The organism is Parabacteroides sp. AF19-14, from assembly GCF_003635485.1.
GTDB lineage: Bacteria > Bacteroidota > Bacteroidia > Bacteroidales > Tannerellaceae > Parabacteroides > Parabacteroides distasonis.
Genome location: NZ_QTMJ01000010.1, coordinates 163,749 through 174,577 on the forward strand (window position 1 = coordinate 163,749; position 10,829 = coordinate 174,577).

At 46.8% G+C, this 10,829-nt stretch carries 11 protein-coding genes and 1 pseudogene; 2 read left to right on the top strand and 10 right to left on the bottom strand.

Annotated features, from left to right (window positions below; all coding sequences use genetic code 11):
* Nucleotides 1-33: 33 nt before the first annotated feature.
* The 5 genes and pseudogenes from traK to DWX33_RS12105 form a co-directional block, all read right to left on the bottom strand.
* On the bottom strand, nt 34-657 hold the full coding sequence (gene traK / locus DWX33_RS12085) for a conjugative transposon protein TraK (RefSeq protein ID WP_002560976.1): 624 nt from the start codon (nt 655-657) through the stop codon (nt 34-36).
* 31 nt (nt 658-688) lie between these two features.
* Nucleotides 689-1,693: a conjugative transposon protein TraJ gene (traJ, locus tag DWX33_RS12090; protein WP_002560977.1), complete on the bottom strand. Its 1,005-nt coding sequence runs from the start codon at nt 1,691-1,693 to the stop codon at nt 689-691.
* Nucleotides 1,694-1,697: 4 nt separating this feature from the next.
* On the bottom strand, nt 1,698-2,327 hold the full coding sequence (locus tag DWX33_RS12095) for a DUF4141 domain-containing protein (RefSeq protein WP_002560978.1): 630 nt from the start codon (nt 2,325-2,327) through the stop codon (nt 1,698-1,700).
* Between the two features lie 23 nt (nt 2,328-2,350).
* Entirely contained in the window at nt 2,351-2,731 is a 381-nt protein-coding gene (locus tag DWX33_RS12100; RefSeq protein WP_002560979.1) for a DUF3876 domain-containing protein, read from the bottom strand.
* 34 nt (nt 2,732-2,765) lie between these two features.
* Nucleotides 2,766-3,971, bottom strand: a pseudogene (locus DWX33_RS12105) (TraG family conjugative transposon ATPase); the annotation flags it as partial.
* A gap of 453 nt (nt 3,972-4,424) precedes the next feature.
* On the opposite strand from DWX33_RS12105, the gene DWX33_RS12110 reads away from it, so the two are divergent.
* Nucleotides 4,425-5,006, top strand: a complete 582-nt coding sequence (locus tag DWX33_RS12110; RefSeq protein WP_008645841.1) for a Crp/Fnr family transcriptional regulator — start codon at nt 4,425-4,427, stop codon at nt 5,004-5,006.
* Between the two features lie 155 nt (nt 5,007-5,161).
* Nucleotides 5,162-5,572: a hypothetical protein gene (locus DWX33_RS12115; protein ID WP_004309979.1), complete on the top strand. Its 411-nt coding sequence runs from the start codon at nt 5,162-5,164 to the stop codon at nt 5,570-5,572.
* 793 nt (nt 5,573-6,365) lie between these two features.
* Here DWX33_RS12115 and DWX33_RS12130 read toward each other — a convergent pair.
* The 5 genes from DWX33_RS12130 to DWX33_RS12150 all read right to left on the bottom strand — a co-directional run bounded on the left by DWX33_RS12130 (nt 6,366) and on the right by DWX33_RS12150 (nt 10,706).
* Complete coding sequence (locus DWX33_RS12130; RefSeq protein ID WP_117543722.1) at nt 6,366-7,085, bottom strand: hypothetical protein; 720 nt, start codon at nt 7,083-7,085, stop codon at nt 6,366-6,368.
* Nucleotides 7,086-7,089: 4 nt separating this feature from the next.
* Complete coding sequence (locus tag DWX33_RS12135) at nt 7,090-8,010, bottom strand: relaxase/mobilization nuclease domain-containing protein (RefSeq protein WP_117678390.1); 921 nt, start codon at nt 8,008-8,010, stop codon at nt 7,090-7,092.
* Entirely contained in the window at nt 7,976-8,359 is a 384-nt protein-coding gene (locus tag DWX33_RS12140) for a MobC family plasmid mobilization relaxosome protein (protein ID WP_004315361.1), read from the bottom strand. The genes DWX33_RS12135 and DWX33_RS12140 overlap by 35 nt, the downstream gene beginning before the upstream one ends.
* 145 nt (nt 8,360-8,504) lie before the next feature.
* A complete protein-coding gene (locus DWX33_RS12145) occupies nt 8,505-9,470 on the bottom strand; it encodes a toprim domain-containing protein (protein ID WP_007656447.1) in 966 nt (321 codons plus the stop codon).
* A 162-nt stretch (nt 9,471-9,632) separates the two neighbouring features.
* Nucleotides 9,633-10,706: an AAA family ATPase gene (locus DWX33_RS12150; protein WP_122380465.1), complete on the bottom strand. Its 1,074-nt coding sequence runs from the start codon at nt 10,704-10,706 to the stop codon at nt 9,633-9,635.
* Nucleotides 10,707-10,829: the final 123 nt, after the last annotated feature.

The following is a 10,829-nucleotide window of genomic DNA, read 5'->3' on the forward strand; positions in this document are numbered from 1 at the left end:
TCTGATACTTTTTACTTTCCGTTTCATAATCCGTTACCGTTTGATAGTCTGTAAATCCTTATTCTCGATGATGGTGAAACCCTCGATGGTGAAGCCGTTGGGATTGTCGTCCGACCGTGATGCGTTCAGCAGGCGGCAGGTGGTCACGAGGCTGCGCTCGGTGACGTTGCTTTGCCGGATGATTTTCTGCGTGGCGTAGGTCACGGCTCGGTAGGGATAGGCGTTGAAGTCACACACCACGCTGTCCACCTTCAACACTTGGTTGATGTTTCCGGCGATGATGCGGTTGTAGTACCCCTTCTCGGCGAAGTCCGAATAATAGTGGTACACGCTCTTGTCTGCCAGCAGCAAGGCACGTTTTACGTTGTGTTCAATCGCGCTTTTTTCAGGTGACAGCGTGAAGAAAAGCTCGTGGAAGCGGCGCACATGCTCCCGTGCCTCCGCTGGACGGTTCTGCGACAGATCCTGCGACAGCGCAAGCATCAGCGACTTGCCGTTGTCCAACACATAGATTTTCTCCCGTTGCTTCTCCGCGAAACGGTAGGAGTTCCACACGCTCCACACCGTCACCACGGTGCACAGCGAGAGGAAGACGATACCGAACAGGCGTATCTGCCTGAACGATGATTCGATGTTTTTAAGTGACTTAAATTCCATTGTTGTTTATTCGTTTTTAATTGTCAGTTGATTATTTCAGCAGTTTCCCGGCACGTCCGACCACGTTTCCTGCGGCTGCACCCGCCACGCTGCCCGCCATGCTTCCGGCTCGTCCCGCCATCTGGTTCACGTTGCGACCGTAACCGCCCATGCCTCCGGCTTGGATAATCCAGCCGGCAACGGTGGGAATGGTGAAGTATCCGATGATGCCGATGCAGAGGAACACGATATACACCCCGTCGCTCGAATCCAGCGAGAAGTTCGGGTCTGCCTGCATCCGCTCGATGTCGCTTTGCAGCATCAGCACCTGTATCTTCGCCAGTATGGTGCTGAACATGTCCGACACCGGAAGCCACAGATAGACCTGTATGTAGCGGCATATCCACTGCGTGAGCGTGCTTTGGAAACCGTCCCATACCGACAGGGCGAAGGCTATCGGACCGAGTATCGCCAGCACCACGAGAAAGAAGGTGCGGACGGTGTCTATCACGAGGGCGGCGGCTTGGAACAGCAGTTCCAGTATCTCGCGGAAGAAGTCGCGGATACTCTTCTTCATGTTGTACATTCCCCGGTCGATATACATTCCCGCCATCGTCACCATGTCGGAGGGCGACCAGCCGAGTTCCTCCAGTTGCTTGTCAAATTCCTCGTTGGACACGAGGTAGGCGGTTTCGGGGTTGCGTACCATCGCCTCGTATTCCAGCTTGTCCTTCTGCTCCCGGTATCGGTTCATGTCCAGCGTTTCCGCCTCCAGCATCTTTGCCGTGCCCTGTACGACGGGTGAGAGGATGCTGTTTATCGTGCCCAGCACCACAGTCGGGAAGAACATGATGCACAGACCGATGGCAAAAGGACGGAGCATCGGGAATACGTCTATCGGTTCGGCTCTCGCCAGCGACTGCCATACCCGGTAGGCGACGTAGAACAGCGCACCCAGCCCGGCGATGCCTTTCGCCACACCCGCCATGTCCCCACATAGCGGCATCATCTGCTCATAAAGTGAGCGTAAAATCTGATGAAGGTTATCGAACTCCATAGGCTTACCAGTATCTTTCGTTCATGTTCCCGTACAGCCCCATGATGCGGTCGAGGTCGTTCTTTTTCTTCGCACGCAGATAACTCACGGAGATGTTCTTGTTGGTGTAATAGCTCACAAGGTTGCGGTAACGCTTCATTTTGGAGTAGCAGCGTTCCACCACGTCCATGCGCTCCTTGTCGGTCATGGAGAGCGTGGTGATGTTCACCACATTCTTCAGTTCCGTCAATACTTCGTTGCTCTCTTCCAGCAGTTTCGTGTAACCGAAAGCGATTGCCGACAGCTCTTCTGGTCTGAAATTTCCATCACGGAGCATCCTTTGGAAACTGTTTACATAAATGTCGGTGATGTCGCCTACCATCAGGATGGTCTGCTGCACCTTGCGGGCGTCCTTGACGAGATTGTTCACCGATTTGAGGGCATCGTAATACTTTTTGCCCTGCTGATAGATTTTCACCGTTTCCTGAAAGTTGCTCACCATGTTCGTGGCAGTCTTGGAGGTATGGATGATGTTTTTGGAGGCATTGATGATACCCTGCGCCAGATTGCCCGGATCGCTTACGACCCACTGTGCGCTTGCCCTGCCTGCGAAAAGCAGGCACAGGCAGATAATCATTGTTATTCTTGTTCTCATGTTACTTTGGATTTTAGTGGTTGTTATTCTTCTGTCGGGTGTCCCGGCTGCGGTTTCACCCGCACATAGTCGCCGCCCGGCGAGAAGGTCAGCACGTCCGTTGCCTCGTTGTAGGACACGTCGATGCGGAAGCCGGTGTTCATGAACAGGTTGTCGTTTTCCTCCTGCAAGAGATAGGTTTCCGGTTTCAGCTTGCGGCGCAGACCGCTCCGGCGGAACACCGTCACCTTGTAGGCTTCGCCCTCCTTGTAGATAAGCACATCGGGCTTCCCCTCCACGCTCTCCCAGTTCCCGCACAGCATATCACGGCGGTTATCGACCACATCGCAGGATTGCAGCATCATGACCGCCAATCCGATCAGGCACTTGCTGACTTGCAGCATTTTAACTTTTGATAAATTCATACGCATTTCTTGTTTTTAGCTGATGATTAAATGATTAACTTTTGGTTCTCCGCTTCTCGGCAAGTTGCCGGATGGCGGCTTCGATGTCGCCGCCCAACTTCTCCGCCAGACGGTAAACCTCCACTTTCTCCGTTTCCTCGGTGGTGTACGCCAGATATTCTTCTGCACTGACCTCGGTGGCATAGACCGCCGATTGTGTGCCACCCAAGCCTATCCACACCTCCTTGTAGAGCCGTGAAGGGTTGTTCGCCATGTTGATGGAGAGTATCTGCCCTTTCTCCTTTTCCGTCAGTCCGAGCAACGCCTGTATCTGGTCGAACTTGTTCATGTACTTGCGCTGGTCGAGAAGTATCTTGCAGTCGGAGTTGTTGATGATGCTCTCCTTGACCACGGGAGAGGAAATGATGTCGTCCACCTCCTGCGTCACCACGATTGCCTCGCCGTAATATTTTCTGACCGTCTTGTACATATAGCGCAGATATTCAGCCATGTTCGCTGAAGAGAGAGCCTTCCAAGCCTCTTCCACAATAAGCTGTTTCCGTACCCCTTTTAGTCGCCGCATCTTGTTGATGAAGGCTTCCATGATGATGATGGTCACGACGGGGAACAGTTCGCGGTTTTCCTTAATCGAATCTATCTCGAAGACAATGAACCGCTTGCCGAGCAGGTCGATGTTCTCCGTGGAGTTGAGCAGGAAGTCGTAGCGTCCGCCCCGGTAATACTGCCGCATGGTGGTGAGCATGTTGTCGATGTTGAAGTCGGACTTCTCCACCTTGATGTCACGCTGTGCCAGTTCCTTGCGGTAGTCGTCACGCATATACTCGTAGAAGGTGTTGAACGACGGCACGATGCTACGGTCGGATTGGATGCGCTCAATATAGGCACTCACGGCACTGCCCAGCTCGCCGCTCTCCGTCTTTGTCACCTTGTCGTCCTCCGACTTCCAGAGCGTCAGCAGCAGGGTCTTGATGCTGTCCTTCTTCTCCACGTCGAAGATGTAATCGTCGGTGTAGAACGGGTTGAACGATATGGGCTTCTCTTCCGTGTAGGTGAAATACACGCCGTCCGCTCCGCCTGTCTTGCGTCGGATCATGCCGCACAAGCCCTGATAGGAGTTTCCCGTGTCCACCAATACCACATGTGCGCCTTGCTCATAATATTGGCGCACGAGGTGGTTCATGAAGAAAGACTTGCCGCTGCCCGAAGGACCCAGCACGAACTTGTTGCGGTTGGTGGTGATTAATCCGTACCAACATTTATTTATTTAATACTGAATATCAGTTAATTATGGTATAAAGCACATCAATATTAATATTTTTAAAGCATACAATTTGCATACAAATAGAGTGATTATAAGAAAACAGAAAAGGATATTTGTTGTTAAGGGGTAAATGTGGTAGGAGATGTTTTTATATCTGTTTTCTCTCGTTTTTCAGTGAAAAATAGACATGATACTGGCAAAAAGAGAAAGAAACTCTGTTTTTCTTTTTTCGCCAGCATATATAATTTGCTGTCTAAATAAGTTTAGTTCGTTTTGGATATACAGACAAAGAAACGTACTAAACCTTTGAACTTAAAAATATAACAAACATGTTATGTTACATACTTTTTTGAATATTTAAACAATGTAGTTAAGTACTATCAAGCATATTTCAGGCATTTTTTATACATTTGCACCAATGACAAGTAAATGATGACTGAATTTAATTCATATATGAGCAATATAGACATAGATTTTTTTAAAGAATTGTGTCTAAAACATGGAGAGTTACGACATTATAAAAAGAATGAGTTTATTCTCCATGAAGATGATGTATGTTCTTTCTTCGGGTTTATCTTGTCAGGCGTAGTCAAATACAGTTGCACCAACCGGACAGAAAACAAACCGTATAATGTCGGTTTTTCCTTTCCAAATGAATTTATAGGCGATTATCCCACTTGCTTATATGGCATGAAATCAGAATTGAATATACAGGCGATAATCCCGTGCGAGATTTACATCTGTTCTTCTGCATTCTTACAGCAAAAATTCGAGGAGAACAAAGAAAGCCAACGGATAGCCCGTATCGCAGCCGAACAGATGTTTTTCCAATCATATTCACGTTATTTGGATTTATTCAGATTCACACCGGAAGAGCGTTACCTCCAACTTTTAAAAAAATGCCCTGCAATCCTTCAAATGGTATCACTAAAAGAAATAGCATCCTACCTTAAAATTACACCCGTACACATGAGCCGAATCAGACGCAAGCAAAGTCTTGACAACAAAAAATAAACATAGGTTTAGAAATTTACATTCATAACAATATTCCAAGAGTATCTTAATCTGCCAAAGGATTCTTCTTTTTATCTTTGTCTTATCTTTGGTTGGTTCAACGAAGAGACAAAATAAAGATTGAATGAGTTAAACAAGAGATTAAAAAAGAGAATATGAAAACAAAAGAAATTCTTGGAATACTTATGCTATTCCTCTGTACATTCAGTTTTATAAGCTGCGACGATGATAATGAACAGACAAATGAATTAACCCCCGAAGCACTTTATCAGACTTCATGGCGTGGAACAGGACATTGTGAGGCTTGGACAGTACAAAATATGGGGGTCGGTATGCAATTTGTAGATACTCGGAAAGGGAAAGTAAATTGGGAAGGTTACGATGAAATTGATATTACTTATACAATAGAAGGGAAATATATCACATTTAATAGCAATGCTTTATATTTGGGGGGAGCCCCTTGGATTATCAAAAGCTATACCCAAAAACATATAACCATTATACAGAATGAAATTAGTCCAGATAAAGAGAAAGTAGCTACAATTGAATTAGAGAAAATAGATTAAACTGAATCATAGGAACATTAAGTTGCATAAATGTATGCTACAACAAAACAAAGAGAACCGTGAGATTCGCAAATTGAGCAAAGAAAGGATGAAAGAACATATAAATACCTTGTAAACAAAGGGAAAATGCAGATTCATCTAATATTCCTTTATGTGCTATTATCGGGCTGGTCTATGTGCTGAAATACAAGGAAAAGAGATTCACCTTGTTCTCTTACATAGGATTGGTTATTGGGATAGGATGAGCAATTTATATGCTACTGATAATAAGGTCAATGTAAATCAAAGTAATATGAAACTGAAATATATATTGAATGCTATAATATTTGTTTTGGCATTATCTTTTTTGTCTATGTGTATATTTAAGACTACAGAGTTAAGTTTGAAATGTATGCAATTTGCTGTATCTATCTCCTGTATAGGAGCAATGTTTTCTACAAAAAGATATAGATACATATTTGCATCTATTGCTTTAATCATTATAGGAATATCTTTTTTACTTTAGATGTCCATAATAACGATAATGATTTGATTGTTGCTAATGTCTTCATAATAGCATCTGTCAAGTATATTTACTTCAGCAAACGCCCCCGTAGGTGCAGTTCCTATTCACAATTAAATCATTGCCTAATCATCATCCAAACAATTCAGCGGATTGGGGATTTTGGGCTTTTCAAATTAGACTATCCGCAAATATAGAAAAAGTGCAATACACCACGAAGATGCACTGCACTTTTCTCCATATATTGGGTGGGCTTTAACATTTACAGTTTGTATCCCTTGTTTTCCCGGTTTATGGCTTGCCCAGTCGGTTGGCTTCCTTTTTCAACCGCTCGGCTTGTTCATTGAGCAGCCTTGCACGCTCCAACGCTTCCGCCTGCTTCCTACTGCGGTATTCAAAATCCGTCACCGAATCAGTCAAGTTTTGGATGAAAACGTTATCCCGTTCCCTACTGAAATTCGTTTCCAGCAAATCAAGGCAGTCCCCGTCCGCTTCCCCTTTCATCAGAATGTAGCGGTATTTCATATCGTTGTCCTGCAACTGCTGCATCCGTCCAGCCAAATGGATATTCAGGAACAAGGAAACGAAACAGATAACCAGCCCTGCCAAAAAGAGAAGCAGTTTCGGACGCAACAAACCGCTTATCCGCTGGGACAGCGATGCTGGTTCGGTTTCCGCTTTTTCAGTTGTGCGTTCCTTATGGTAAGAATCCAACGCATCCAGCATTTCTTTCAGACAACGGTAGGTAGCCGTTACAAATTTTCTCACTTCTCCTATGGATTGCTGCTGCTCCTGTTCCGTATTCTTTATGTCGGCAAGTTGGCTTTGGATAGCCTGCAATTCCTTTTCGGGAACAGCCGGATTATTGTGCAGTTCCGACAATGCCTGTTCGATTGCGTTCAGCCTTTCGATAGTTTCTTCCCGACTGGCTGGCGTTACCTGTGCTTCCTGCTTCTCTTTCAATTCCGTAACCATTGAGAGAAGCCCCTCTAAAATCAAATTTTCCTCCATGTATTTACAATTTAAGTTGTTTTTTCTTTTTCTTCTTCTTTCTCAAATTAAAATTAGGTTCTTCATCCACTGGGGGAGAAGAAGCGGAAAACAGACCGAGCGAACCAGTTATCAACGGACTGTCAGCCTTGCCCGGTACAGGTGCTTGTTCCCGAACGGGCGCGAAAGTTGTTTGCCGTTGGCTTCCGGCAACATTCATTCCTGCATACCCGAAACATTTGTCCAGTTTGGAAAAACTGAAACTCCGGTCTATCTCCGAACCCTTGAACGTGTATTCACCTTTGGAAAAGGATATGCCCTGTATCTCGTCGGTCTGTCCCTTTCGTTTGAACCGGACGGTAATACCCTTTTCTGCTAACCGCTCCTGTAACTGCTGCCAGTTACGGGATTTGCCGATTTCGTTCTTCACAGCCGTGTAAATCTCGTATTTCGACTTGTCCGGCTCTTTCAGTCGGTGCTGCTTTACCTGTTCTTTTCCACCAGCGAAATAAAGCCCGTGTTTGGCTTTCAGCTTCTTGCATACCTGTTCGTTACGGTACATATCGTTCCTGTCCGAAATGGTCTTGCCGTTATTGTCTATGCGGTTGAACACGATATGCACGTGCGGATGTTCCCGGTCTTGATGACGCACGATGATATACTGCGTATTGGTGATTTTCATTTCACGCATATACTCCTGCGCAAGCTGTACCATCTTCCCGTCTGTCAATTTGGGCGCATCCACTGTCGAATAACTTAACGCAATATGTCCGACAGGCTTCTTCAAATCGGGATTCATCCCGGTCTGCATACAGAAGCTGCGGATTATATCACCCCGGCTTTCAGTCAGAACCCCGTCCGCATGAAGCAAAACCGCCTGCTCCTTGCCGAGCACATAGTTCACACAGCCCTTAAAACCGCTTCCCTTTTTTATTTTTCCAATCATCCGACAAATGGTTTATGATTCCAATAATCCTGTTTTTGAGCTTCACCAGTTCCACCGCCACCAGTGCGAAACCTCCGGCATTCGCCCGGTGCGCCAACTGGTTGATGTTGTTGGCTTCCCCTGCCAGTTTGCGGATGGTGTCCGCATCCTGCCTGTTCAGCCGGGGTATGACCTCTGCCGAAACAACCGCCTGCCTTACATACTCACTGACACGCAACCCGGCTTCCCCGGCTCGCTTCCTGATGGCGTAATACTGCAACTCGGTCAGTTTCGTACTGACAACCCGTTGCTGCTTCTCTATCCGTTTCTTTGCCGGACGTCCCCCCGGCTTGTCCTTTATACTCGTCATGGTTTTTTACGTTTGAATGGTGTCTTAAAAATTGCGACCAACGGGAGAAATTTTCTTTGCGGTGAGCAAAGCAAGGTAGTTTCGGTTTACCGAAACATAACCTTGCTCTCCAAATAAACCGCCAGCCGTTGATAGTCCTGCCGGATTAAATGCCCCTGCCTCTCTTTTGTCTTGGGGCGGCACGTTGTCCGGTTTCCTGCTTCGTTTCCTGCACTTGGCTGGCTTCGTTTTTCTGTTCCTGCTTCCTGCCGCACAGGTAATCGTTCAAGTCCGAATATCCCCTGTAATTGTGTGAGAAGTCACGTACACGGTAGGAGTATTCCAACTCGATATCCCGTGTCGCTTCATATCCAGCCTTGTCATTGTCAAGCATACAGTGGATGCGTTCATACAGGGACATCACGTCAAGGGCTTTCGACACATTGGCGGTAGAGTTAAGAATGACATAATCCTGCCTGTCAAGGTCGGGCATGGTCGGACAGTTCCTCATGCGGAGCGTAAGGAAAGAGAGGTAGTCCATGAAACCCTCGAACACCAGACATTTCTCTCTCGGCTCTCCCTGCTGCCGTATATGGGTGATGTCTTTCGGGGCGATGCAGCCTTTGAAAAAAGAGTTGCGCACCTCATAACCTCCTGTCATGTTCGGGAAACCGATAGCGAAGAACGGTCTGCCGTTATTGGTAAAATGGAGTTCCTTACATTCTCTTTTTGCCAGTTCGATATTGATACCCCGTCCCTGCAAGTAACGGAGCAATGCCGGATGGGTAAGGTCACGGACTTCCAAATGCTGGAAACTCGGTTCTTTCCTACGCTGGGGAAAAGAAAAACTGACCGGACGGATGTGCGGTGTCTGTTCCGCTATCCGGTTTAAAAGGTATGGCAAGCTGTCTGAACAATAGAGTTCCTTTGCCAGTGCGATGAGGTTGCCGCCCTTGCCTGCGCCAAAGTCATACCAAAGGTTGCGGTCAGTGTTCACCTTGAAAGACGGTTCGTGTTCCTCCCTTAACGGTGATTTGTACCATAAACCGTTACCCTGCTGTTTGACAGGAGAGTAACCTAAACTGTGCAGATAGTCTGCGATGGGTATTTGTTTCACATCTTCGATGTTCATAACATTTTCTTTTTGGGGATAAAAAAATAGTTGAAAAGTGCACCAGTCCTGTTTAGTCCGTTATATATACACCCGTACCATACTAAACCTGCCTGTTCCGATACTGGGAAATAGTAAGTCCGTTCCTCTTGTATATACACCCGGACTAAACCAAACTGACTTTTAATAATGGAAATCGGGATTATAGCGGTAGCCCTTGCCCTCTTTCACAATCATGCGCTTGTTCACAAGAAACTTGTTAAGCGACACAAGAACATTGCGTCCACGCTCGTAACCGATACTCGCATAACCCTGTTTCAATGCCGCTATGACATTGGAATAGCCTTGTACCACCTGCTTGCCGAAACCGTTCTCCAACGCTTCCCGGTGTTGCTGTTCAGTCAGTTCCGTAAGCGAAAAGTTCCTGTCCTGCTTAGGTTGTTGGAATACATAATCATCCACGATTTCGGGTAAAGCGTTGTCATTGATACGGAATGCGAACGGGTCAAATTCCCGGTCACGTATGTGCATCGCCTTTACCTCGCTTATGTTGCCGTCCTGCTGGCTTTTCGTGATTTGCAGGACGGTTTCAGCCTTGTTGTTCAGTTCCGTACCGATATGCCCCCTTGTGTTGTCATCCCCCTTGTTCAAATGCAGCACGGTGTGGATATGCAGGTTATACCCACTTGACCAGCGCATCAAAAGGTTGATTAGGTCGGTTGATTCGCTGGGGCTGTTGATGTCGTACATCAAGTCACGGATTCCGTCAATGATGAGCAACCCCACATCGGGCATATTTTCAAGCATATAGCCGATAATCTGTTTCCGTTTGTCGGGGGTCTGCTCTCTTAGCACGATGAAAACAAAATCGTCCCTGTCCTTGTCGGTAGGCAGTCCGGCAAGTCGCAAAATACGCTCCATGACCTTATGGCAATGGTATTTGCTCTGCTCGGTATCTACATAGAGGATTTTCCGTTTGTTCGGTGGCAGGCATGCCGAATACTTCAGTACCTCGTCATTCTTCAACGCTGCCGCAACAATGGCGGAAATATTGAATGTCTTTTTGCTCTTGGCTTTGCCTGTGGATGCGCTGAAATTACCCAGCGTGCCAATGGTAGAGCCGTTCACCCAGAGTATTTCGGGCGGCACTTCGTAAGTGTCCGTCACCTTTAAATGAATGGTTTTCCAAAGGGCTGCGAAATCCTCTTTCTGCATGGTAACACCCTGCCCGGCTTCTTCTTTCCTCTTATTTTCCATAGTTACGGATTTTCCGGTTTGCGCTCTTGGCGATGGCGAGTGCCGCCTCGTCCTTGTCGTTCACCCTTTTTGCAAGGTTTTCCGCCCACGTGAGAAGCTCTTTCCGTGAGAAAAGCAATTTGT

Excerpts from the sequence above, each read along its gene's own strand:
- traK (WP_002560976.1), bottom strand. The coding sequence starts at position 657 with ATGGAATTTAAGTCACTTAAAAACATCGAATCATCGTTCAGGCAGATA.
- traJ (WP_002560977.1), bottom strand. The coding sequence starts at position 1,693 with ATGGAGTTCGATAACCTTCATCAGATTTTACGCTCACTTTATGAGCAG.
- DWX33_RS12095 (WP_002560978.1), bottom strand. The coding sequence starts at position 2,327 with ATGAGAACAAGAATAACAATGATTATCTGCCTGTGCCTGCTTTTCGCA.
- DWX33_RS12100 (WP_002560979.1), bottom strand. The coding sequence starts at position 2,731 with ATGAATTTATCAAAAGTTAAAATGCTGCAAGTCAGCAAGTGCCTGATC.
- DWX33_RS12110 (WP_008645841.1), top strand. The coding sequence starts at position 4,425 with ATGACTGAATTTAATTCATATATGAGCAATATAGACATAGATTTTTTT.
- DWX33_RS12115 (WP_004309979.1), top strand. The coding sequence starts at position 5,162 with ATGAAAACAAAAGAAATTCTTGGAATACTTATGCTATTCCTCTGTACA.
- DWX33_RS12130 (WP_117543722.1), bottom strand. The coding sequence starts at position 7,085 with ATGGAGGAAAATTTGATTTTAGAGGGGCTTCTCTCAATGGTTACGGAA.
- DWX33_RS12135 (WP_117678390.1), bottom strand. The coding sequence starts at position 8,010 with ATGATTGGAAAAATAAAAAAGGGAAGCGGTTTTAAGGGCTGTGTGAAC.
- DWX33_RS12140 (WP_004315361.1), bottom strand. The coding sequence starts at position 8,359 with ATGACGAGTATAAAGGACAAGCCGGGGGGACGTCCGGCAAAGAAACGG.
- DWX33_RS12145 (WP_007656447.1), bottom strand. The coding sequence starts at position 9,470 with ATGAACATCGAAGATGTGAAACAAATACCCATCGCAGACTATCTGCAC.
- DWX33_RS12150 (WP_122380465.1), bottom strand. The coding sequence starts at position 10,706 with ATGGAAAATAAGAGGAAAGAAGAAGCCGGGCAGGGTGTTACCATGCAG.